The sequence below is a fragment of the Pseudomonas sp. TUM22785 genome (assembly GCF_028198105.1).
Lineage (GTDB): Bacteria > Pseudomonadota > Gammaproteobacteria > Pseudomonadales > Pseudomonadaceae > Metapseudomonas > Metapseudomonas solani.
This window is the reverse complement of record NZ_CP116239.1, coordinates 2,172,302-2,194,785: the sequence shown is the minus strand read 5'-3', so window position 1 is coordinate 2,194,785 and position 22,484 is coordinate 2,172,302. Positions and strand designations below refer to the sequence as shown.

The following is a 22,484-nucleotide window of genomic DNA, read 5'->3' as shown; positions in this document are numbered from 1 at the left end:
GGACAAGACAATGACTAAAACCGTACGCATCGGCTGCGCCTCCGCTTTCTGGGGCGACACCTCCACCGCCGCCGCCCAGCTGGTGCATGGCGCACCGCTCGATTACCTGGTGTTCGATTACCTGGCCGAGATCACCATGTCGATCCTCGCCGGGGCGCGCATGAAGAAGCCCGACGAGGGCTACGCCACCGACTTCGTCGAGGTGCTGGCGCCCCTGCTGCCGACCCTGGCGGAGAAGAAGATCCGCGTCATCAGCAACGCCGGCGGGGTCAACCCCCAGGCCTGCGCGGCGGCCCTGGCGGCGGCCTGCGAAAAGGCCGGCGTGCAACTGAAGATCGCCGTGCTCCACGGCGACAACCTGCAACCCCAGCTCTCCGCCCTGGGCAAGGCCGGCGTCAGCGAGATGTTCAGCGGCGCGCCGCTGCCGCCCATGTGCGTCTCGGTCAACGCCTACCTGGGGGCGCCAGGCATAGTCGCCGCCCTGGAGCAGGACGCCGACATCGTCATCACCGGTCGCGTGGTGGACAGCGCCGTGGTCAGCGCCGCCTTGGTGCATGAGTTCAAGTGGGCCTGGAACGACTACGACAAGCTCGCCCAGGCCGCCCTCGCCGGCCACATCATCGAGTGCGGCGCCCAATGCACCGGCGGCAACTTCACCGATTGGGAACAGGTGCCCGACTACGAGCACATCGGCTTCCCCATCGTCGAAGTCGAGGCCGATGGCCGCTTCATCGTCACCAAGGCCCCCGGCACCGGCGGCCTGGTCAGCCCCTTCAGCGTCGGCGAGCAGATGCTCTACGAAATCGGCGACCCGCGCGCCTACCTGTTGCCCGATGTGATCTGCGACTTCACCGGCGTCGAACTGGCCCAGGCCGGCGAGCACCGCGTCAGCGTCGCCGGCGCCCGGGGACTGGCGCCCACCGACCAGTACAAGGTCAGCGCCACCTACCCCGACGGCTTCCGCTGCACCGCCAGCTGCCTGATCGCCGGCATCGACGCGGTGAAAAAGGCCGAGCGCGTGAGCCGCGCGATCATCGCCAAGACCGAGGAAATCTTCGCCGCCCGCGGCTGGGGGCCCTACCGCGAGGTGAACATCGAACTGCTGGGCAGCGAGGCCACCTACGGGCCCCACGGCCAGCGCAAGGACAACCGCGAAGTCGTGGTCAAGCTGGGCGTGCGCCATGCCAAGAAGGAAGCGCTGATCCTGTTCTCCCGCGAGATCGCCCAGGCCGCCACCGGCATGGCTCCGGGCCTGACCGGCATCGTCGGCGGCCGGCCCACGGTGTACCCGGTGATCCGCCTGTTTTCCTTCCTGGTGGATAAATCGGCCTGCGCCCTGGAAGTCACCCTCGGCGAGGCACGCCAGGGTGTCGAGCTGCCGTCGCTGCAGGCCTTCGACGCCGCCGCTCTGGCCGAGGCCGCCACCCCGCCCGCGCCCCAGGGCCAGGCGGATGCCAGCGTGCCGCTGGTGAAACTGGCGGTGGCCCGCTCCGGCGACAAGGGCAACCACAGCAACATCGGCGTCATGGCGCGCCACCCCGACTACCTGCCCTGGATCGCCGAGGCGCTGACCCGCGAAGCGGTGGTGGACTGGATGAGCCATGTGCTCGACCCGCAGACCGGGCAAGTGCAGCGCTGGTACCTGCCCGGCACCCACAGCCTCAACTTCCTCCTGGAGAACGCCCTGGGCGGTGGCGGCGTCGCCAGCCTGCGCATCGACCCGCAAGGCAAGGCCTTCGCCCAGCAACTCCTCGAATTCCCCGTGCCGGTGCCCCGCGCCCTGGCCGACAGCCTGAAAGGATAAGCACGCGATGGCCTACGATTCCGTGTTCAAACCCGGCCTGTTCAGCGGCCAGACCATCCTCGTCACCGGCGGCGGCAGCGGCATCGGCCGCTGCGTGGCCCACGAGCTCGCCCACCTCGGCGCCCACGTGGTGCTGGTGGGGCGCAAGGCGGAAAAGCTCGAAGCCACTGCCGGCGAAATCATCGAAGACGGCGGCAGCGCCAGCTGGCAGGCCTGCGACATCCGCGACGAAGAAGCGGTCAAGGCCATGGTCAAGGCCGTGGTGGCCGAGCGCGGCCCCATCCACCACCTGGTCAACAACGCCGGCGGCCAGTTCCCCGCGCCGCTCATCGGCATCAACCAGAAGGGCTTCGAGACCGTGGTGCGCACCAACCTGGTGGGCGGCTTCCTGGTGGCCAAGGAGGTCTTCCTGCAGAGCATGAGCAAGACCGGCGGCAGCATCGTCAACATGCTCGCCGACATGTGGGGCGGCATGCCCGGCATGGGCCACTCCGGCGCCGCCCGCGCCGGCATGGAAAACTTCACCAAGACCGCCGCCTATGAATGGGGCCACGCCGGGGTGCGGGTCAACGCAGTGGCACCGGGCTGGATCGCCTCCAGCGGCATGGACACCTACCCCGAATCCATGAAATCGATGATCCGTTCCCTCAAGGACCACGTCCCGCTGCAGCGCATCGGCACCGAGTCCGAGGTGGCGGCCGCCATCGTCTTCCTGCTCTCCCCCGGCGCCAATTTCATCAGCGGCAACACCATCCGCATCGATGGCGCCGCCAGCCAGGGCACCCGCGCCTGGACCCTGGGCAAGGCCCGCGCCAGCGAGTCCTACGACGGTTTCCACCGGGCCTATATGCCCGCCGTGTTCAAGGACGAGGAGTAAGCCATGGCCGTCATCCACTCCGAACTCGACGTGCACGGCGAAGATTTCGCCCGCAACCGCGACGCCATGCTCGCCGCCGTCGCCAGCTTCCGCGAGATCGAGCAGAAGGTGCTCGACAAGGCGGCCGAAGCCAAACCCAAGTTCGACAAGCGCGGCCAGTTGCTGCCCCGTGAACGCCTCAACCTGCTGCTCGACGCCGGCGCGCCCTTCCTCGAGCTGTCGTCCCTGGCCGGCTACAAGCTGCACGACGACAAGGACGGCACCCAGGCCGGCGGCGGCATCATCTCCGGGATCGGCTACATCGCCGGGGTGCGCTGCCTGGTTACCGCCAGCAACAGCGCGATCAAGGGCGGCACCATCTCCCCCACCGGCCTGAAGAAGACCCTGCGCCTGCAGCAGGTGGCCTTCGAGAACAAGCTGCCGGTGGTGGCGCTGACCGAAAGCGGCGGCGCCAACCTCAACTACGCCGCCGACATCTTCGTCGAAGGCGCGCGCGGCTTCGCCAACCAGGCGCGCATGTCGGCCATGGGCCTGCCGCAGATCACCGTGGTGCACGGTTCCAGCACCGCCGGCGGCGCCTACCAGCCCGGGCTGTCGGACTATGTGGTGGTGGTGCGCGGCAAGGCCAAGATGTTCCTCGCCGGCCCGCCGCTGCTCAAGGCCGCCACCGGCGAGGTGGCGACGGACGAGGAACTGGGCGGCGCCGAGATGCACGCCCAGGTCGCCGGCACTGCCGAATACCTGGCCGAGAACGACGCCGACGGCGTGCGCATCGCCCGCGAGATCCTCGCCATGCTGCCGTGGAACGCCCAGTTGCCGGCGCGCCCGGCCAAGACCTGGCGCGAGCCGCTGTACCCGGCCCACGAACTGCTGGGCATCGTCCCGGCGGACGCCAAGAAGCCCTACGACGTGCGCGAGATCATCGCCCGCCTGGCCGATGGCTCGGAGTTCCTCGACTTCAAGAACGAGTTCGACAGCCAGACCGTCTGCGGCCACCTGCAGATCGAGGGCCAGCGCTGCGGCCTGATCGGCAACAACGGCCCGATCACCCCGCGCGGCGCGGCCAAGGCGGCGCAGTTCATCCAGCTGTGCGACCAGAGCAACACGCCGATCCTGTTCTTCCACAACACCACCGGTTTCATGGTCGGCACCGAGTCGGAACAGCTCGGCGTGATCAAGCACGGCTCGAAAATGATCCAGGCGGTGGCCAACGCCCGCGTGCCCAAGCTCACCATCGTCGTCGGCGGCTCCTACGGCGCCGGCAACTACGCCATGTGCGGCCGTGGCCTGGACCCGCGTTTCATCTTCGCCTGGCCCAACAGCCGCACCGCCGTGATGGGCGGCGCCCAGGCCGGCAAGGTGCTGCGCATCGTCACCGAGGAAAAACACGCCAAGGAGGGCAAGGAAGCCGACCCGAAGATGCTCGACATGCTCGAACAGGTCACCGCGCAGAAGCTCGACAGCCAGTCCACCGCGCTGTACGGCACCGCCAGCCTGTGGGACGACGGCCTCATCGACCCGCGCGATACCCGCAAGCTGCTCGGCTACCTGCTGGACATCTGCGCCGAAGCCGAGGCGCGCCCCCTGAAATCCACCACCTTTGGCGTGGCCCGCTTCTAAGCGCCGCACCCGAACCCGATCGACGGTGCGCCGGGCGCACCCCACCAGGAGAACAACAACAATGATCTTCACCCAGGAACACGAAGAACTCCGCCGCACCGTACGCAATTTCGTCGACAGGGAGATCAACCCCCATGTCGAGCAGTGGGAGCGCGAAGGCCGCTTCCCCATCCATGACATCTTCAAGAAGGCCGGCGACCTGGGCCTGCTGGGCATCTCCAAGCCGGAGAAATTCGGCGGCATGGGCCTGGACTACAGCTACTCCATCGTCGCCGCCGAAGAGTTCGGCACCATCATCTGCGGTGGCATCCCCATGTCCATCGGCGTGCAGACCGACATGTGCACCCCGGCCCTGGCCCGCTTCGGCTCCGACGACCTGCGCAACGAATTCCTCCGCCCCGCCATCAGCGGCGACATGGTCGGCTGCATCGGCGTCTCCGAGGTCGGCGCCGGCTCCGACGTCGCCGGGCTCAAGACCACCGCCCGCAAGGACGGCGACGACTACGTGATCAACGGCAGCAAGATGTGGATCACCAACTCGCCCTCGGCGGACTTCATCTGCCTGCTGGCCAACACCTCGGACGACAAGCCCCACGTCAACAAATCGCTGATCGTGGTGCCGATGAAGACCCCGGGCATCAGCGTCAGCCCGCACCTGGACAAGCTCGGCATGCGCAGCTCGGAGACCGCCCAGGTGTTCTTCGACAACGTGCGCGTGCCCCAGCGCTACCGCATCGGCCACGAAGGCGCCGGCTTCATGATGCAGATGCTGCAGTTCCAGGAAGAACGCCTGTTCGGCGCGGCCAACATGATCAAGGGCCTGGAGCACTGCGTCGACGCCACGATCGAGTACTGCAAGGAGCGCAAGACCTTCGGTACCCCGCTGATCGACAACCAGGTCATTCACTTCCGCATGGCCGAGCTGAGCACCGAGATCGAAGCCCTGCGCGCCCTGGTCTACCAGGCCACCGAGCTCTACGTCAGCGGCAAGGACGTGACCAAGCTGGCCTCCATGGCCAAGCTCAAGGCCGGCCGCCTGGGCCGCGAAGTCAGCGACGCCTGCCTGCAGTACTGGGGCGGCATGGGCTTCATGTGGGACAACCCGGTCTCCCGCGCCTACCGCGACGTGCGCCTGGTGAGCATCGGCGGCGGCGCCGACGAGATCATGCTCGGCATCATCTGCAAGCTGATGGGCATCCTGCCCGGCAAAAAGAAAGGCTGATAGCGGACCGTCCGCTGGGCGCACCCGCGCCCAGCGCCCTGACCCAAGCATGATGAGGAAGCCGGCATGAGCGACCTGCCGAACTGCGAAACCCTGCTGCTGGAGCCCGCCGCCGGCGTGCTGCACATCACCCTCAACCGCCCGGACAGCCGCAACGCCATGAGCCTGGCCATGGTCGGCGAACTGCGCGCGGTGCTGGCCGCGGTGCGCGATGACCGCAGCGTGCGCGCCCTGGTGCTGCGCGGTGCCGACGGGCACTTCTGCGCCGGCGGCGACATCAAGGACATGGCCTCGGCGCGCGCCGCCGGGGCCGATGCCTACCGCGAACTGAACCGCGCCTTCGGCAGCCTGCTGGAAGAGGCCCAGGCCACGCCCCAGGTGGTGGTCGCGGTGCTGGAAGGCGCGGTGCTGGGCGGCGGCTTCGGCCTGGCGTGCATTTCCGATATCGCCATCGCCCACCAGGGCGCGCAATTCGGCCTGCCGGAAACCGGCCTGGGCATCCTGCCGGCGCAGATCGCCCCCTTCGTGGTCAAGCGCATCGGCCTGACCCAGGCCCGCCGCCTGGCTCTCACCGCCGCCCGTTTCGACGGTGCCGAGGCCCTGCGCCTAGGCCTGGTGCACTTCGCCGAGGCCGATGACGCGGCGGTGGACGCGCGCCTGGCCGCCACCCTGGAACAGGTTCGTCGCTGCGCCCCCGGCGCCAACGCCCGCACCAAGGCCTTGCTGCTGGCCACCGGCGAGCGCGAGCTGGGTGCCCTGCTGGACGATGCCGCCGGCTGGTTCGCCGAGGCGGTGACCGGCGCGGAAGGCGCCGAGGGCACCATGGCCTTCGTGCAGAAACGCAAACCCAACTGGGCGCAATGAGCGCACATCCCGAGTACGGCAGGAGCAGCCAACGATGCCCAGCTTCAACAAGATCCTGATCGCCAACCGCGGTGAAATCGCCTGCCGGGTGATGCGCACCGCGCAGCAACTCGGCTACCGCACCGTTGCGGTCTACAGCGAGGCCGACAGCGAGGCGCGCCACGTGCAACTGGCCGACGAGGCCGTGTGCATCGGCCCGGCCCAGGTCGCCCAGTCCTACCTCAGCATCGAGGCGATCATCGCCGCGGCACGGCGCACCGGTGCCGACGCGGTGCACCCCGGCTACGGCTTCCTCTCCGAGAACGCCGAGTTCGCCCGGGCCTGCGAGGCCGCCGGCATCGTCTTCATCGGCCCCACGGTGGAGGCCATCCACCTGATGGGCAGCAAGCGCCTGTCGAAGATCGCCATGCTCGACGCCCAGGTGCCCTGCATCCCGGGCTACGAAGGCGCCGAGCAGGACGACTCGACCCTGGCCCGCGAGGCCGAACGCATCGGCTACCCGCTGATGATCAAGGCCAGCGCCGGTGGTGGCGGCCGTGGCATGCGCCTGGTGCACGAAGCCGCCGAGCTGGCCGCGCAGATCCGCACCGCGCGCTCCGAAGCGCAGAACGCCTTCGGCTCCGGCGAGCTGATTCTCGAACGCGCGGTGATCCGCCCGCGCCATGTGGAGATCCAGGTCTTCGGCGACCAGCACGGCAACATCGTCTACCTCGGCGAGCGCGACTGCTCGGTGCAGCGCCGCCACCAGAAGGTGGTGGAGGAAGCGCCCTGCCCGGTGATGACCCCGGAGCTGCGCCGCGCCATGGGCGAGGCGGCGGTGAAGGCCGCGCGCACGGTGAACTACGTCGGCGCCGGCACCGTGGAATTCCTCCTCGATGCCAGCGGCGACTTCTACTTCCTGGAGATGAACACCCGCCTGCAGGTGGAACACCCGGTGACCGAGCTGATCACCGGGCAGGACTTGGTGGCCTGGCAGATCCGCGTGGCCGAGGGGCAGCCGCTGCCGCTGGCGCAGGACGAGATCCGCCTCGACGGCCACGCCATGGAAGTGCGCCTGTACGCCGAGGACCCGGCCAGCAACTTCCTTCCGCAAACCGGCGAGGTGCTGCGCTGGGAGCCGTCCGAGCTGCCCGGCATCCGCATCGACCACGGCCTGGTGGAAGGCCAGCCGGTAACGCCCTTCTACGACCCGATGCTGGCCAAGGTGATCGCCTGGGGCGCCACCCGCGACGAAGCCCGGCGCAAGCTGGTGCGCGCCGTGGAGGATTGCGTGCTGCTGGGCGTCAACGGCAACCAGCGTTTTCTCGCCAACCTGCTGGCGCACCCCGAGTTCGCCGCCGGCCATGCCACCACCGCCTTCATCGGCGAACACTTCAGCGACGACCCGAGCCTGCGCGCCCATGCGCCCAGCGCCACGGAGCTGGCCACCGCCGCCGCCCTGCTCTACCAGGCCTCGGCCGAATCCCGTGCCCACCAGGCCGGCCTCGCCGGCTGGCGCAGCGCCGGCAGCGCGCCGTGGCGCTTCGTGCTGCGCCACGGCGAGCAGAAGCTGGCGGTGGAGCTGAGCGTGCTGGAAGCCGGTGTGCGCCCGCGCCTGCAGGCACGCGTCGGTGACAGCGAGGTGGCCATCGCCCTGCTGCGCGCCGATGGCCGCTGGGCCACCCTGGAGCTGGACGGCGTGCGCCGCCGCGTGGCCTACCATCACTCCGCCGGGCGTCTGTGGCTCTATGGCCAGCACGGCAACCTGGAACTGCTCGACGTCACCCACGAACCCGCCGGCGGCCTGAACGCCGCCAGCTCGGGCACGGTAAAGGCCCCCATGGACGGCGCCATCGTCGACGTGCTGGTGGGCGAAGGCGAACGCGTCGCCAAGGGCCAGCTGCTGGTGGTGCTGGAAGCGATGAAGATGGAACACCCGCTCAAGGCCGGCATCGACGGCGTCATTCGTCGGGTGCAGGTCACCGCTGGCGACCAGGTGAAGAACCGCCAGGTGTTGGTGGAAGTTGAAGAGCAGTTGGAAGCTTGAAAGACAGCTTGAAGCTGGAAGCCTGAAGCTGGAAGACAAGAGCAGGCTCCTGCGGGCTTCTAGCTTCTAGCTTCCAGCTTTCATGCCCGAGAACAACAAGGAGAAGATCATGTCGCTATCTGCCAAAACCCTGTTCATCACCGGCGCCAGCCGGGGCATCGGCCGTGAGATCGCCCTGCGCGCGGCGGCCGATGGCGCCAATATCGTCATCGCGGCGAAGAGCGCCGAGCCCCATGCCAAGCTGCCGGGCACCATTTTCAGCGTTGCCGAGGAAGTGGAGGCCGCCGGTGGCAAGGCCCTGGCCCTGCAGCTGGACGTGCGCAACGAGGCCGCCGTGCGGGACGCCATGGCCCAGGCCGCCGAGCATTTCGGCGGTATCGATGCGCTGGTGAACAACGCCGGGGCCATCAAGCTGGTGGGTGTAGAACACCTGGAACCCAAGCGCTTCGACCTGCTGTACCAGATCAACACCCGCGCGGTGATGGTCTGCAGCCAGGCGGCCCTGCCTTTCCTGAAGAAGAGCGCGGCGGGGCACATCCTCAATCTGTCGCCGCCCCTCAACCTGGCGCCCAAGTGGTTCGCCCAGCACGGCCCCTATACCGTCACCAAGTACGGCATGAGCATGCTCACCCTGGGGATGAGCGAGGAGTTCAAGAAGTACGGCATCAGCGTCAACTCCCTGTGGCCGCAGACCATGATCGCCACCGCCGCCATCGAGTTCGAGCTGGGCAGCCGTGATGCCTTCAAGCGCTCGCGCACTCCGGCGATCATGGCCGACGCCGCCTACGCCATCCTCTCCAGCACCGGCCGCAGCATCACCGGGCGCCTGCTGATCGACGAGGAAATCCTCCGCGAGCAGGGCCAGACCGAGTTCGAGCACTACCGCTTCGACCCCGAAGGCGGCAGCCTGGTGCCGGACCTGTTCCTCGACTGATCGCCCCTCCCGGGCTGAAGCCCGGGCTACGCCCGTACCCTCGCAGTGTTTCCGCGCAGGTACGGGCACCCTCTATTTGCCCATCTGCCCGCCCTTCCCCGCGCCACGGTCATACCGTTTTGCCCGAACGGCTTCTACAGTCGTGAAAGTGCCATTGCCTGCCCATAACAACGACAAAGTGCGAGAGCCATGACCCAGGCCGATCTGATTTCCCCGTTCCGCTTTCTCGCCCGCCTGCCGGGCAACCTGCCACGTGTACCGCGCATGCTGCTGGGCCTTTACTACACCGGCATCCGCAACCGCGAGAAAACGCTGTCGCTGGGCTGGGCGCTGGAACGCGCCGCGCAGAAATTCCCCCAGCGCCCTGCGGTGATCGACGAGACCCGCCGCCTGACCTACACCGAGTTCAACGCCTGGGCCAACCGCCTGGCCCACGCGCTCAAATCCGAGGGCGTGGCCCACGGCAAGGTGGTGGCGGTGATGCTGGAGAACCGCATCGAGGTGCTGGCGGTGCTGGCGGCCCTGGCCAAGCTCGGCGCCATCGCCGCGCTGGTCAACACCACCCAGCGCGGCAAGGTGCTGGCCCACAGCCTGACCCTGGTCAAGGCCAGCCACTACGTGGTGGGCGAGGAGCTGCGGGATGCTTTCGAGGAAGTCGAGGAGGAGCTGGGCAACAGTGCCGGGCATCGCTACTGGATAGCCGACGCCGACACCCGCCGCGATCCGGGCCAGGCCCCACGGGGCTGGGCCAACCTGATGCGCCTGGCCGGCGAGCACAGCGCCGACAATCCGGCGGAAACCGCCAAGGTGCGCCTCAAGGACCCGTGCTTCTACATCTACACCTCGGGCACCACGGGGCTGCCCAAGGCGTCGATCCTCAGCCACGGCAAGTGGATCAAGGCCTATGGCGGCTTCGGCCACTCCGGCCTGGGGCTGAAGGACACCGACGTCTTCTACCTGACCCTACCCTGCTACCACAACAACGCGGTTACCGTGAGCTGGGCCTCGGTGCTGGCCGGCGGCGCCGCCATCGCCCTGCGCCGCAAGTTCTCCGCCAGCAGCTTCTGGAAGGACGTGGCCCAGTACCAGGCCACCTGCTTCGGATACATCGGCGAGCTGTGCCGCTACCTGCTGAACCAGGCGCCGAGCGAGGAAGAACGTAACAACAGCCTCACCTGCATGATCGGCAACGGCCTGCGTCCGGCCATCTGGGCCGAGTTCAAGGAGCGCTTCGGCATCGAGCGCATCACCGAGTTCTATGCCTCCAGCGAAGGCAACATCGGCTTCACCAACGTGTTCAACTTCGACAACACCGTGGGCTTCTCGCCGGCCACCTACGCCATCGTCCGCTACGACCTGGAAAGCGACCGCCCGGTGCGTGACCACAAGGGCTACCTGGAGAAGGTCGCCACCGGCGAGCCGGGCCTGCTGATCAGCGAGATCAGCCCCAAGTGGCCGTTCGACGGCTACACCGACCCGGCCAAGAGCGAGTCGGTGATCCTGCGGGACGTGTTCAAGAAGGGCGATGCCTGGTTCAACACCGGCGACCTGATGCGCGACATCGGCTGCAAGCACGCGCAGTTCGTCGACCGCCTCGGCGACACCTTCCGCTGGAAGGGCGAGAACGTCTCCACCACCGAGGTGGAAAGCGTGCTGGGCGCCTTCGGCGGCGTGGAGGATGCAGTGGTCTATGGGGTGGAGATTCCCGGCACCAACGGCCGCTGCGGCATGGCTGCGCTGCGCCTGGGCAGCGGGGCTGAGCTGGACGCCCAGGCGGTGGCCGAGCACCTGGACCGCGAGCTGCCGCCTTATGCGGCCCCGCTGTTCATCCGCCTTCTGGCGGAGATCGAGACCACCGGCACCTTCAAGTACAAGAAGACCGACCTGAAGAAGAGTGGCTTCGACCCGGGCCAGATCAGCGAGCCGCTGTTCGTGCGTCTGCCCGGCGAAACCGCCTTCCGCCCGCTGGACAACACGCTGCACCAGGCGATCCAGAGCGGGGAATACCGCTTCTGATCCGCCCTTGCACGCGGGGTTGGTCGTCAGGCACGCCTCGTGGGGGCGAATTCATTCGCGATGGAATACCCGGCGACTCGCCGCCCTGTGCCGGCTGCAGGTCTTTCGCGGCTGAAGCCGCTCCCACAGGGAGAGCCCGCCGCGAGAGCGGACATGGCTGTGTTGGGCCTCGCTGCGCTCGGCGCCAACCTACGGCACCGCGCCCACCCCGAACCACGGTGCCAACCGGCAGGGTGGATGACGCTCTGTTCATCCACCAAGCGATCTTGCAGCAAGCACCGTCGCCCGCCTCGTGGGAGCGAATTCATTCGCGATGGAATACCCGGTGACTCGCTGCCCTGTGCCGGCTGCAGGTCTTTCGCGGCTGAAGCCGCTCCCACAGGGATAGTCTGCCGCGAGACCGGGCATGGCGGCGTTGGGCCTCGCTGCGCTCGGCGCCAACCTACGGCACCGCGCCCAACCCGAACCAGGGTGCCAACCGGCGAGTGCGGTTACCCCGTTACTGCTTGAACTCGAACTGCAGTTCCGCCCCTTCAACCGAGCGCCAGTAGTCGTCTTCCTTCTCGTTGGTAAGCAGCTTGCCGTTGAGCTGGAAGGGGCCTTCGGTGGGCGCCTTCTCGGTGAACATCGGCGGCAGCAAGGGCTCTTCGGCCTTGCGCTCCTCCACGATCTCGGGCTCGAGTTTGTCCACCAGGTGCTTGGGCAGGCGCAGGTCGAGCTTGGCCTTGGGCAGTTCGGTCTTTTCCGGCTTGCGTGCATTGCCGGCTGGGCTGGTGGCCGGCTGGGCCGCCTTGGCGACGGGCTTGGCGTCCGCCTTCGGTTTGGCTTCGGCCTTGGCTTCTGGTTTGGCTGCGGGCTTCTGTTCGGTCTTGGCGGTGGGCTTGGGCGTTTCGCTCGCCACCTTGGGGGCCTCGCTGGCCGGTTTGGCCGCTGGTGCCTCCTTGGCCGGGGCGGCGGGCGCCGGCTTCTCGGCCTGGGTCACCGGCGGTGGGCTGGCGGGGGGCTTCTGCGGTGGCGGCGCCTCCTGCTCACAGCCGGCGAGCAGGCCGAGGAACAGCAATAAGGCGAATGGGAAACGGGTCATGGGCAGTGTGCAAGGCAAGGCATGAAGGGCCATGCTCGCCCCTCACTCCCGCCCTGGCAACCCCGAACCCGGGAACTTGCCAAAGCTTTACACCCCTTCCCGACCGGTAAAGACCGCCCAGATCAACAGGCCGAAGGCCAGGGTGTGGATCAGACTGCCGAGCAGGTTGATGGCGGCGTAGAAGTACATGGGCTCCGCGTCGGGCCAGATATCGAAGGCCAGGGTCGGGATCAACGCGTACAGGGCCATGTTCATGCCCTGCCATACCAGCAGGATCAGCATGCTGGCCAGGCACAGGCCGGCGGCGCGGGGCTGGGCGCGCCAGTAGCGGGCAGCCAGGGCGCACCCCAGCAGCCAGACCACCACCAAGGGTACCAGGCCGATGGAGGTGAATAGCGAGAGGATGGCGGAGGGGCTATCGGTCATGGGGTTCTCCAGGGGGCGAGGTGGGTGGAATCCAGGTGCTGCCAGAGGTCGATGCGCTCCCGCTCCGACTCGGACAGCCAGAGCGGCCCTTGGTGCCGCAAGGGTTCCGCTCGCAGAGCCAGCAGTTCATCGAGCCTGAAACGGCGCGACTCGCCGTCGTCGCCCTCCACTTCGTAGGCGTAGGCATGGACGCGCATGCGCAGGCCCTCGGCATCGAAGCCTTCGAAGCGCGGCATAAGACCGATGGGATCGGCGCAGCGGTGCAGGCGGTGTTCGTGGGTATCCAGCACCAGCAGGTGCCAGAGCGGATAGCTGCCGGCCCGTGGATCGTGGAATTCGCCGAAGCGGGTCAGCGCCAGGTAGCGGCCATCGGCCGACCAGATCATCGCCGGGCCCAGGTCGGCGACCGCGCAGCCGGAGGCCGTGAGCAGGCAACCGCCCAGGCGTGGCTCCTGCTCACGCAGGTAGCTATCGGCGAAGCGGCTTTCGCAGCCGAACAGCCAGGCGGCATCCGCGCCGCCTGGCGCAGGCAGGACAAAATCCCCCTGCGCGTTGGCAACCGGCGGGCACTCGGCCAGGCGCCAGGCCGGCAACAGGCGCAGCGCGTCGGGGTCGACCGCCACCCGTGCCACCTCATAATAGAGGCGCTCGCCACCAGCGGCCATGAAGGTGGCGGCCCCCTGTGCGTCCGGGGCCGCCTCGGTGAAGCGCTGCAGGGGGCCGGATTCGTGCCCTTCGGGCAGGCGCCCGAGGACATGGGCGAGGCTGACGACACCCTCGTGGAAGTCATGCAGCCGGGCGATCAGCAAGGGTTGCTCCAGCACCCGCAGGCGGCGCTCGCGAATATCCGCCACCACCAGGCGATGGGGCACGGCCGGAGCCTCGGCGAACGCCACCAGGGCCAGGTAGCGGCCGCAGTCGGAAACGCGGTGGTCCAGGCACCACTCACCGTCGAGCCGCCAGTCACCGATGCGGCAGGCGAAGGCGCCCTGGCGGCCGTCCGCGCCGTCGCGCAACCAGTCCAGGTAGGGCTCGAAGCCATTGGCCAGGGCCTGCAGCTTCAGGCTGGCGCCGGTGCGCCCCGCGCCGTCCAGCGATAAGCCGAGGCTCAGTTGCGTCAGCCGGTGCTCGCCGGCCAGGGCACGGCCCTGCTCATCGAGGCCGGCCAGGGTCTCGCTGTCGCTGTGGATGCTGTAGAGGCCGTAGCCGAAGCCGAGGCGGTCGGTGCCGGCGAAGTCGAGATAGGCGGCGCGCCACAGTTGCCGCCCGTCGATACGCAGCGGTGCGCCCAGGTTGAGGCGCGGCTCGCCATCCAGCGCCTGCCAGGGCTCCTCCAGCTGACGCCAGCCGCCCCCCTCCTCCCACAACCAGCAGTCGTTGCTCCAGCCCCGCTCCAGCTCGGCGGTCGGGCGCGCACGGCACACCAGGGCACGGCCATCGTCGCGCCAGATCACCGCTTCGCCGTCCGCCAGCAGCAGGCCGCTGGGCTGATCGTCGAGCCACAGCTCGCAGGCGGGGTTGGCCAAGGGGGCGAGCGGGTTGTCCAGTTCACGCAGGCTGGCCGGCAGGTACGGCAAGCCCCGCAGGCGGTGCGCCCCGGCGGGAGCAGGAAAGTCGCGGGGGACGGGCAGGCGCTCGGCCCAGGCCGGGCTGAGCCAGAGGTCGCCGAGCGCGACGAAGTCTTCGCTCTGGGCGCTGGCCAGCAACTCCTCGAGGCGCACCTCGCGGGCCTGATTGGCCACCAGCGGGCTGTGGCGGCCGCGCAGCACCTCGCCATCGAAGGCATCCAGCTCCCAGAACTGCTGGCCGTTGGCGCACTGGTACAAGCGGCGCAACTGGCGGTCGAAGATCACCAGGCCCCATTCGCCCCGCGAGGGGATGGGCGCGGCAAGGTAACGGCCGTCACTGGAGAAGCACAGCGAGGTGCCCAGCCCCTCCAGCACCACGCCGTCGGGCAGCAGGTGGTCGCAGAAGGCGGGCCCGCCCATGGCGATTTCGCTCCAGTTGAAGCTGTGCACCGGCTGGCCCTCGGGCGTCAGCAGCGGGCCGCTGCTGCCCCAGGCGTTGGCCCCCGGTGCAGGCGAGGGCTCGGCGATACCCAGGCGGCGCTCCCAGGCGGCCAGCGCGGCGAGGCCGCAGAACACCGCGACTATGCCGGCGAAGATGCCCCAGTAGCCGGGTAGCGCGCGACCGACGCCAATGCCCAGGCCGATCATGGCGCAGGACAGCTGCGGGCTGAGGCGCCGCGCCAGGGTCATGCGCCCCAGACGCGCGACCAGGCTGACGACCAGGACGAACAGCGCCACCAGGGCGGCCGACAACGGCAGGGGCAGCCAGGCGCAGATGACGATGGGCAGGAGGGTTAGCGCCAGCTGCACCAACAGCTCCAGCAGCAGGCGGCCGAAGCTCTTGTCGTCAGGCTCGGTGGATGGGATGGACAATCGCGCGCTCCTTGCGCCGCTCGCGGCCCCGGCGGTTCAACACCGCCGGGGCCGGATCAGCGGCGTTTCCCGAGCCGATCCAGCTCGGCCTCGATATCCAGTTGCGGGTTGGCTTCACGCAGACGCGCCAGCAACGCGTCGGCGGCCTGGGTATCGCCCTTCTCGCGCAGTTGCAGCAGCGCTTCGAGTTGCTCCACCAGGGTGGCTTCCTTGGCCTTGCCCGGTGCCATGCGCGGCTTGGCGGCCAGGGCGGAGGCTTCGGCCTTCATGGTTTCGACGGCCTGCTCGCGCACTTCGGCCTGGTCGGACAGGGCATCCACCGGAGCCTGGCGCTCGGCCTCTTCAGCCAGGCGCGAGGCCGCCATCTTCTTCGCCTCGCGGGCCATCTGCGGTGCCTCGGCCGGCGCCGGAGCGGCGTAAGCCTGGATGGAGGGCTCCGGGGCACTCTCCATGCTCCCGGCAACGGCGGTGTCGCCGGCCGCGACGCTGGAACGGGCTATCGGTGCAGCCGCGGGTGCGGCGGGCACGATGGGCGCCGGCATCATCATCGCCGCCGGGGCCGGGGCGCTGTTGCCGTAGTCGAGATCAGGGCGGTCGAGGTTGCGCCAGGTGAGGCTGACACCGATGCCCAGGCAGGCGAGGCCGGCGAAGGCCACCGACCAGCGCTGGCGACCACCGGGGCCGAACAGCCAGGCATGCAGGCGCTCAGCCAGGTTCGGCGTGGCGGGACGCACGGCGGCACGCGCCGCGGCGAGGATGCGCGCATCCAGCTCGGCGGACGGTTCGCCCCCTTCATGGGCACGGAAGTGGGCGAGCATCTGCTGCTCCAACCCTTCCGGCTTGCGTGGGTCCTGGTTCATGTGGATACCTCCTCGGTGGCGGCCGGATCGGCCAGCAACCGACGTAGCTTCTGCATCGCGTAGCGCAGGCGGCTCTTCACCGTCTCGGCGGGCGTGCGGGTCATCTCGGCGATCTCGTGCACTTCGAGGTCGCCGTGGGCGCGCAGCAGGAACACCTCGCGCTGCTCGCCGGGCAGCTCTTCCAGGGCGGCCTGCAGGCGCTGGCGGTCGCGACTGAGGCTGAGCTGCTCCGCCGGGTCCTCGCTGCTGCCAAGCAGGGCGTCGCCATGGGCCTGTTCGTCGAATTCCTCGACACGCCCGTTCAGCCGCCCGTGCTTGCGCCAATGGTCGATCAGGCGGTTGCGGGCGATCTGGTAGAGCCAGGTCTTGAAGGCCACCTGCTCGCGCTGCTCGGTGGCGCTGCGGATCAGGTTCAGCCAGGTTTCCTGGAAGATCTCCTCGGCCAGGCTGGCGTCGCCGCACAGCCCGCAGAGAAAACGGTAGAGGCCGAGGCGATGGCGTGCGTAGAGCACGCCAAAGGCCTCGGCATCGCCGTGTCGGTAGCGCCGCAGCAGGGCGGCGTCGTCATCCGTGATGGGTTCGCTCAAGTCACTCGATCCGTGCCTGTGAAGGAGTTGGATTTTGCAGACTTTGTGCGAGTTCGACCAGTTGCACGAACTCCCCGCGCAGGCCGAAGCGGTCTTCACCCTTGGCGCCCCGGGCCAGCGTGGCGCTGTCGGCGAGGGAGAAGCTGCCGGTGTATTGCCCGCCCTTGAGCTGCTGGGCGAAGGCGGCCACTGCCGTGGCGAAGCGCAGGTCTTCGCTGGCGTCCTTCAGGGCCGGCACGTCACCGGCGGCGATGGGGCGTTCCAGCAGTTTGCTCTGCTCGCTACCCGGCGCCTTGTAGCGGATGCGCAGCCAGGCCAGCTCGGAGGATTTGCCATCGGCCTTCTGCGCCTGCTGGTAGCGCAGCGGCTCCAGCCAGCCCTTGCCACCGACCGGGACGATCTCGTAGAGCGCGGTGACGGTGTGGCCCGCGCCGATCTCGCCGGCATCGACCTTGTCGTTGCTGAAGTCTTCGCGCTTGAGGGCGCGGTTCTCGTAGCCCAGCAGGCGGTACTCGCTGACCTGGGCGGGGTTGAACTCGACCTGCAGCTTGACGTCCTTGGCCACCACCTTGAGGGTCGAGCTGAGCTGGTCCACCAGCACCTTGCGCGCCTCGCGCAGGCTGTCGATGTAGGCGTAGTTGCCGTCGCCGGCATCGGCCAGTTGCTCCATCAGCTGTTCGTTGTAGTTGTCGGTGCCGAAGCCCAGGGTGGTCAGCGAGACCCCGCCCTTGCGCTTCTCCGCGGCCAGTTGCTTGAGGCTTTCGAAGTCGCTGATGCCGACGTTGAAGTCACCGTCGGTGGCCAGCAGGATGCGGTTGATGCCGTTCTTCAACAGGCCTTTCTGCGCTTCGGCATAGGCCATCTGGATGCCGGATTCGCCCGCCGTGGAGCCGCCGGCGGCGAGCTGGTCGATGGCGGCGCGGATCTTCGCCTTGTCGCTGCCGGGGGTGGATTCGAGCACCACGCGGGCCTCGCCGGCGTAGGTGACCAGGGAGACGCGGTCTTCGGCGCGCAACTGGTCCACCAGCAGCTTGAGGGTGCCCTGGACCATGGGCAGGCCGTCGCGACGGTCCATGGAGCCGGAGACGTCCACGAGGAATACCAGGTTGGCCGGCGGCAGTTGCTCGACCTGGGTGTCGGAGGCCTTGATGGCGATGCGCAGCAGGCGCGCCTCGGGGTTCCAGGGCGAGCGCGCCAGCTCGGTGCCGATGCCGAAGGGCACCTCGCCCTGAGGCAGCGGGTAGGCGTAGGGGAAGTAGTTGACCAGCTCTTCCAGGCGCACCGCGTCCTTGGGCGGCAGTTGCCCGTCGTTGAGGAAGCGGCGGACGTTGGCGTAGCCGCCGGTGTCGACATCGATGCTGAAGGTGGAGACCGGGTCGCTGGTCACGGCATGGATGGGGTTGTCGGCCAGGTGCGCGTACTGCTCACGGCCCTCGTCACGGTAGCCGGCGGCCAGGGCGTCGCTCATGGGCGCGGGGGCCACGGGCATGACCATCGACCCGGCCACCGCGATGGGGGCCGAGCGCTTGGCTACCGCAGCAGGGGCATAGGCGGCGTTCGGCTCGGCGGCGGGCTTGGCCAGCTCCTGCAGGCGCGCGTCATCGCTGTTGGCGCTCAGCGAGCCAGTGACTTCGGCTTCGGTTTCGACCTTGGCCTTGGTCTCGCTCGCACCGGGCGTGGTGCCGGATTCATGCCCCTGGCAGGCGGCCAGGGCGAGCAGCAGGCCTGCGGCGAAACCGGCGGCGAGGGGTTGGCGGAGCAGTGCGGCGGGGGTGGTCATGGCGTGTCTCCTGGGGACGGAATGTCCATACGCACCAGTAGACGGAGGCGCCGATCGGGTCGGGTTAAGGGGGAGTGAAATTATTTGGGGCGGGGCGTGGCCCCTGGGAGCGAATTCATTCGCGATGATCGCCGTGCTAGGCCATCGCGGTTGAAACCGCTCCCACAATCGGGGCATCACCGATCGATGTAGCCCAGGCTTCAGCCCGGGGCCGGCCGGCATCAGAAGTAGCTGCCGGCCTCCTGGCACAGCTGCTTGGCGAGCATGCCGAGGGTCATGATGGCGCGCTCCGCCTCGCGGTTCCACGGGATGCCGCAGTTGAGCCGCACGCAGTGGTTGAACTGCTCGGTGTTACTGAAGATCAGCCCCGGCGCGATGCTGATGCCCTGCTGCAGCGCGCGGACGTGCAGGTCCTTGGTGTTGACCTTGGCCGGCAGGCTGATCCACAGGATGAAGCCGCCGTTGGGCCGGCTCATCTGCGTGCCTTCGGGGAAGTACTGCTGCACCCCCAGCTGGAAGGCGGTGAGGTTCTTGCGGTACTCCTGGCGGATGTAGCGCAGGTGCCGGTCGTAGCCGCCGTTCTCCAGGTAGGCGGCGACGCCCATCTGGGTGACGCTGCACGCGGAGTGGGTGCTGAAGGTTTGCAGGCGCTGGATTTCCTCCTGGTACTTGCCGGCGATGATCCAGCCGATGCGCACGCCCGGGGACAGCGTCTTGGAGAAGCTGGAGCAGTACACCACGCGCCCTTCGCGGTCGTGGGCCTTGAGCGCCTTGGAGGGGCCCTGCTCGAACATCAGCTCGCCATAGATATCGTCTTCGATGATCTGGATGTCGAAGTCCGACGCCAGGCGCAGCAGTTGCTTCTGGCGCTCCTCGGGAATGGTGCCACCCAGGGGGTTGCTCAGCCGCGAGGTGAGCACCAGCGCCTTGATCGGCCACTGGTTGGCGGCCAGTTGCAGGGCCTCCAGGCTGATGCCGGTGGTGGGGTCGCTGGGGATCTCGATGACCTTGAGGCCAAGCAGGTCCGCCAATTGCAGCAGGCCGTAATAGGTGGGCGACTCGGCGGCGATCAGGTCGCCGGGGCGGGTCAGCACGCGCAGGCTCATCTGCAATGCATCCACGCAGCCATGGGTGATGACCACGTCGGTGGGGTTGACCACCACGCCGGCGTCGCGCATGCGGATCGCCACCTGGCGGCGCAGCGGCTCGAAGCCGGGGCTGAACATGTAGCTGAAGGCGCGCGGGCTGTGGAAGCGGGTGACCTTGGCCAGTTGCTGGTGCAGCGCACGGACCGGGAGGTAGTCCACATGGGGCACGGCGGCGCCCAGGGGGAACACGCCTTCACGGCGGGATTCGGTGAGCACCTGGTTGATGATGCTGGCGCGGGTGACCAGGCCCGGCCGCTCGACCCGGGCGATATCCGGGGTGGAGGCGGTCAGCGCCGGGGTCTGGTGCACGTAGAAGCCGGACTGCGGGCGCGCGCGGATCAGCCCCTGGTCCTCCAGGTTGGCGTAGGCCTGCAGCACCGTGGCGTGGCTGACATTGAGCTGCGAGCTCATCTTGCGCACCGAGGGCACACGTTCGCCGGGCTGGTAGACACCACGGCGGATGTCTTCGGCAAGTTGCTGGGCGATGCGTTGATAGAGCAACAGATTGGTCATGGCGGCGGCACCTGGTTCACTGGACCGAAACAGTACCGGAGCAGTAACGAATTGCACCGGTACAGCACAGGAAATTGTGGGCCATACAGTGCGCTTTCGCCAGTGACTGTATCGCTTCAGTCCGCCGTGACTCGTCTACTGGGTGCAGCTGTACGGGCAATAAAAAACCCCGGGAGCCGAAGCCGCCGGGGTTCTTGGAACAGCGGGAATCAGCGGGGGGCGCCGAGCTTGCCCTTCTCGTCGGAGAACACGATCTCGACGCGACGGTTCTGCGCCCGGCCATGGGACGAGGCGTTCTCGGCCACCGGGAAGGCTTCACCGTAGCCGACCACTTCCATGCGCTTGGCGTCGATGCCGAGGTCGCTCAGGACATCCGCCACCGCCTGCGCGCGGTCACGGGACAGGGCGAGGTTCTCTTCGCGAACACCGCTGCTGTCGGTGTAACCCTCGATGCGCACCACGCGACGCGGGTTGATCTGGAGGAACTGCACCAGCTTGAGCACGGTGCGGTTGGCCGAGGCCTTGAGCTCGGCACGGCCGGTGTCGAAAAGCACGTCGCCCAGGGTCATCACCAGGCCACGGTCGGTTTCGGTGGCGGCCAGGGCGACCATCTGCTCTTCCATCCAGTCGCCCTGTTGCTGGGCGCTGAGCAGCTTGGCCTCGCGCAGGGCCAGTTGCAGGCGCTCCTGGTCGACTTGCAGCTTGGCGGCGCGCTCCTGGTTGAGGTTGAGCTCGCTGTGCTGGCTGGCGATCTCGCTGTAGCGCTCACTGAGGTAGGCGTAGTGCTCGACGTCCTGGTCGTTGCCCAGGTAGTTGGACAGGCGCTCGGCGCGGGCCAGGGATTCACCGGCGCGGATCACGTCCTTCGGTGCGCTGCGCAGCACGTCCGGATCTTCCTTGACCTTCTGGAACTGGATGCGGGCGGCGTCGAGGCTGTCTTCGGCACGCTGCGGGTTGGCGCAGCCGGCGAGCAGGCCGAGGCCCAGCAACAGGCCAGCGAGGGCGATACGAGGGTTCATTGCAGTTCCCCCAGTTGCTTGCGCAGGCGGTTGATGCGGGCAGTGATGTCAGCGAGCTGGGCCTTGCTCTTGGCGGTCAGTACCTTGGATTCGGCCAGGCGCGCATCCAGCTCGGCCTGTTCGGCGAGGACGCGGGCGCGCTTGTAGTCCTGCTCCCCCATGTTCTTCTGCGCCAGGGCGAGCTTTTCTTCCGCCTGCTTCATTTCCGGGAGCTGCTCGCTGTTGGCACCCACGGCCCGGGCCTGGGCCACGGCCTGTTCGGTGAGGCGGAGCTGCTCCACGGGAGCGGGGTCATTGGCACAGCCGGCCAAGGCGAGGACAGCCAGGCCGATGGCCAGAATGCGTTGTTCGATCACGGAGGTTTCCTAGGGTTTCGGAGCGCTGGCCGGCTGCAATTGCTGAGCTTTCCAACGCTCGAGATTGCGCTGCAAGAAGACTTGCGGGGCACCTGCGGCGGTCAATTCTGTCATTTTTTTTGCCAGTTGTCCGCGCAGCCAGGGGTCGTTGCAGGCCGAGTTGTGGGACAGCGTGAGGTACAGGCCCTCACTGGAGATCGGCGGCTCCAGGGCTTCGAGGTCATCGGCCATGCCGAGGGTGTCGGCCAGGGCGAGGCCCGGGTAATGCTCGTAGAGCACGTACTCGGTGCGCTCCAGCACGAGCTTCTGGTAGGCCTGGGTGAGGCTCGGCACTTCTTCGAGGGTGAGGTTCGCCTTGGCGAAGGCGTCGAAGGCCTGGCCGAAGCTGTTGTTCACCAGGGTGCCGCCGGTGTGGCCAAGCAGGTCTTGCCACTGGGTGTAGGGGAAGCCGTGGCCACGCTTGACCCAGACCACGCTGGGGGTATCGAGGAAGGCCGGGTGGACGTAGTCCATGGTTTCCAGCCGCGGCAGGGTGAGGAAGGCACCGGCGAGCAGGTCGACACGGCCGGTGCGCACCTCGTCCTGGGCGCGGGACCAGGGGCCGGTGTAGAGGATGTCGATCTTCAGCCCGAGTTCTTCGCCGATGCGCTTGAGCAGATCGGCATTGGCGCCGACCAGCAGCTTGGGGTTCTGCGGATCACGCCACAGGTACGGCGGGTACTCGGGATTGCCCGTGGCGACCAGGCGCTCGCACTTGCCGGCCGCATGACCCTGCCCCGACAGCGTGGCCAGGACCAGCAACAACGGAGCGATGAATGGGCGTATGTGCATCAGGTGCTTCCTGGACCGGACCTTGGTTTGGGCAATGCGCGCACGGCGCTGCATACCTCTAGCGTCATGCTAGCTT

Annotated in this window: 18 protein-coding genes; 8 read left to right on the top strand and 10 right to left on the bottom strand. The window is 68.1% G+C overall.

The window, feature by feature from the left end:
* Positions 1 to 10: 10 nt before the first annotated feature.
* The 8 genes from PI990_RS10235 to PI990_RS10200 all read left to right on the top strand — a co-directional run bounded on the left by PI990_RS10235 (position 11) and on the right by PI990_RS10200 (position 11,363).
* Positions 11 to 1,804 (top strand): acyclic terpene utilization AtuA family protein, encoded by a 1,794-nt coding sequence (locus PI990_RS10235; RefSeq protein WP_271660533.1) that lies wholly within the window; start codon positions 11 to 13, stop codon positions 1,802 to 1,804.
* Between the two features lie 7 nt (positions 1,805 to 1,811).
* Positions 1,812 to 2,681, top strand: a complete 870-nt coding sequence (locus PI990_RS10230) for an SDR family oxidoreductase (protein WP_021222862.1) — start codon at positions 1,812 to 1,814, stop codon at positions 2,679 to 2,681.
* 3 nt (positions 2,682 to 2,684) lie between these two features.
* Positions 2,685 to 4,301, top strand: coding sequence for a geranyl-CoA carboxylase subunit beta (gene atuC, locus PI990_RS10225; RefSeq protein WP_265168031.1), 1,617 nt, complete (start codon positions 2,685 to 2,687; stop codon positions 4,299 to 4,301).
* 61 nt (positions 4,302 to 4,362) lie between these two features.
* Positions 4,363 to 5,523: a citronellyl-CoA dehydrogenase gene (atuD, locus tag PI990_RS10220; RefSeq protein WP_043245879.1), complete on the top strand. Its 1,161-nt coding sequence runs from the start codon at positions 4,363 to 4,365 to the stop codon at positions 5,521 to 5,523.
* A gap of 66 nt (positions 5,524 to 5,589) precedes the next feature.
* Positions 5,590 to 6,387: an isohexenylglutaconyl-CoA hydratase gene (gene atuE / locus PI990_RS10215; protein WP_263403422.1), complete on the top strand. Its 798-nt coding sequence runs from the start codon at positions 5,590 to 5,592 to the stop codon at positions 6,385 to 6,387.
* Between the two features lie 34 nt (positions 6,388 to 6,421).
* The gene (gene atuF, locus PI990_RS10210) at positions 6,422 to 8,413 is read left to right on the top strand and encodes a geranyl-CoA carboxylase subunit apha (RefSeq protein ID WP_271660532.1); all 1,992 of its coding nucleotides are present in this window, start codon (positions 6,422 to 6,424) and stop codon (positions 8,411 to 8,413) included.
* 109 nt (positions 8,414 to 8,522) lie between these two features.
* Complete coding sequence (locus tag PI990_RS10205) at positions 8,523 to 9,347, top strand: SDR family oxidoreductase (RefSeq protein ID WP_043245881.1); 825 nt, start codon at positions 8,523 to 8,525, stop codon at positions 9,345 to 9,347.
* A 189-nt stretch (positions 9,348 to 9,536) separates the two neighbouring features.
* A complete protein-coding gene (locus PI990_RS10200; RefSeq protein WP_271660531.1) occupies positions 9,537 to 11,363 on the top strand; it encodes a long-chain-acyl-CoA synthetase in 1,827 nt (608 codons plus the stop codon).
* Between the two features lie 499 nt (positions 11,364 to 11,862).
* Here PI990_RS10200 and PI990_RS10195 read toward each other — a convergent pair whose 3' ends face one another.
* From PI990_RS10195 to PI990_RS10150, 10 genes are all read right to left on the bottom strand, one after another.
* Positions 11,863 to 12,447, bottom strand: coding sequence for a hypothetical protein (locus tag PI990_RS10195; protein ID WP_271660530.1), 585 nt, complete (start codon positions 12,445 to 12,447; stop codon positions 11,863 to 11,865).
* A gap of 87 nt (positions 12,448 to 12,534) precedes the next feature.
* Entirely contained in the window at positions 12,535 to 12,873 is a 339-nt protein-coding gene (locus tag PI990_RS10190; protein ID WP_271660529.1) for a hypothetical protein, read from the bottom strand.
* Positions 12,870 to 15,314 carry a hypothetical protein gene (locus tag PI990_RS10185; RefSeq protein WP_271660528.1) on the bottom strand — a complete coding sequence of 815 codons (2,445 nt, stop codon included), beginning with the start codon at positions 15,312 to 15,314 and terminating at the stop codon, positions 12,870 to 12,872. The genes PI990_RS10190 and PI990_RS10185 overlap by 4 nt, the downstream gene beginning before the upstream one ends.
* Positions 15,315 to 15,370: 56 nt before the next feature.
* A complete protein-coding gene (locus PI990_RS10180; RefSeq protein ID WP_271660527.1) occupies positions 15,371 to 16,174 on the bottom strand; it encodes a hypothetical protein in 804 nt (267 codons plus the stop codon).
* Positions 16,171 to 16,761, bottom strand: coding sequence for an RNA polymerase sigma factor (locus PI990_RS10175; protein ID WP_271660526.1), 591 nt, complete (start codon positions 16,759 to 16,761; stop codon positions 16,171 to 16,173). Before PI990_RS10175 ends, PI990_RS10180 begins: the two co-directional genes overlap by 4 nt.
* Before the next feature lies 1 nt (position 16,762).
* Complete coding sequence (locus tag PI990_RS10170) at positions 16,763 to 18,541, bottom strand: vWA domain-containing protein (protein WP_271660525.1); 1,779 nt, start codon at positions 18,539 to 18,541, stop codon at positions 16,763 to 16,765.
* A 221-nt stretch (positions 18,542 to 18,762) separates the two neighbouring features.
* On the bottom strand, positions 18,763 to 20,202 hold the full coding sequence (locus PI990_RS10165; protein WP_021217585.1) for an aminotransferase-like domain-containing protein: 1,440 nt from the start codon (positions 20,200 to 20,202) through the stop codon (positions 18,763 to 18,765).
* A 209-nt stretch (positions 20,203 to 20,411) separates the two neighbouring features.
* On the bottom strand, positions 20,412 to 21,221 hold the full coding sequence (locus tag PI990_RS10160) for an OmpA family protein (protein ID WP_043246560.1): 810 nt from the start codon (positions 21,219 to 21,221) through the stop codon (positions 20,412 to 20,414).
* A complete protein-coding gene (locus PI990_RS10155) occupies positions 21,218 to 21,574 on the bottom strand; it encodes a DUF4398 domain-containing protein (RefSeq protein WP_374981886.1) in 357 nt (118 codons plus the stop codon). The genes PI990_RS10160 and PI990_RS10155 overlap by 4 nt, the downstream gene beginning before the upstream one ends.
* A 12-nt stretch (positions 21,575 to 21,586) precedes the next feature.
* The gene (locus tag PI990_RS10150; protein ID WP_021217588.1) at positions 21,587 to 22,408 is read right to left on the bottom strand and encodes a substrate-binding periplasmic protein; all 822 of its coding nucleotides are present in this window, start codon (positions 22,406 to 22,408) and stop codon (positions 21,587 to 21,589) included.
* Positions 22,409 to 22,484 lie beyond the last annotated feature (76 nt).

Coding starts and splice junctions, on each gene's coding strand:
- PI990_RS10235 (WP_271660533.1), top strand. CDS start 11: ATGACTAAAACCGTACGCATCGGCTGCGCCTCCGCTTTCTGGGGCGAC.
- PI990_RS10230 (WP_021222862.1), top strand. CDS start 1,812: ATGGCCTACGATTCCGTGTTCAAACCCGGCCTGTTCAGCGGCCAGACC.
- atuC (WP_265168031.1), top strand. CDS start 2,685: ATGGCCGTCATCCACTCCGAACTCGACGTGCACGGCGAAGATTTCGCC.
- atuD (WP_043245879.1), top strand. CDS start 4,363: ATGATCTTCACCCAGGAACACGAAGAACTCCGCCGCACCGTACGCAAT.
- atuE (WP_263403422.1), top strand. CDS start 5,590: ATGAGCGACCTGCCGAACTGCGAAACCCTGCTGCTGGAGCCCGCCGCC.
- atuF (WP_271660532.1), top strand. CDS start 6,422: ATGCCCAGCTTCAACAAGATCCTGATCGCCAACCGCGGTGAAATCGCC.
- PI990_RS10205 (WP_043245881.1), top strand. CDS start 8,523: ATGTCGCTATCTGCCAAAACCCTGTTCATCACCGGCGCCAGCCGGGGC.
- PI990_RS10200 (WP_271660531.1), top strand. CDS start 9,537: ATGACCCAGGCCGATCTGATTTCCCCGTTCCGCTTTCTCGCCCGCCTG.
- PI990_RS10195 (WP_271660530.1), bottom strand. CDS start 12,447: ATGACCCGTTTCCCATTCGCCTTATTGCTGTTCCTCGGCCTGCTCGCC.
- PI990_RS10190 (WP_271660529.1), bottom strand. CDS start 12,873: ATGACCGATAGCCCCTCCGCCATCCTCTCGCTATTCACCTCCATCGGC.
- PI990_RS10180 (WP_271660527.1), bottom strand. CDS start 16,174: ATGAACCAGGACCCACGCAAGCCGGAAGGGTTGGAGCAGCAGATGCTC.
- PI990_RS10170 (WP_271660525.1), bottom strand. CDS start 18,541: ATGACCACCCCCGCCGCACTGCTCCGCCAACCCCTCGCCGCCGGTTTC.
- PI990_RS10165 (WP_021217585.1), bottom strand. CDS start 20,202: ATGACCAATCTGTTGCTCTATCAACGCATCGCCCAGCAACTTGCCGAA.
- PI990_RS10160 (WP_043246560.1), bottom strand. CDS start 21,221: ATGAACCCTCGTATCGCCCTCGCTGGCCTGTTGCTGGGCCTCGGCCTG.
- PI990_RS10150 (WP_021217588.1), bottom strand. CDS start 22,408: ATGCACATACGCCCATTCATCGCTCCGTTGTTGCTGGTCCTGGCCACG.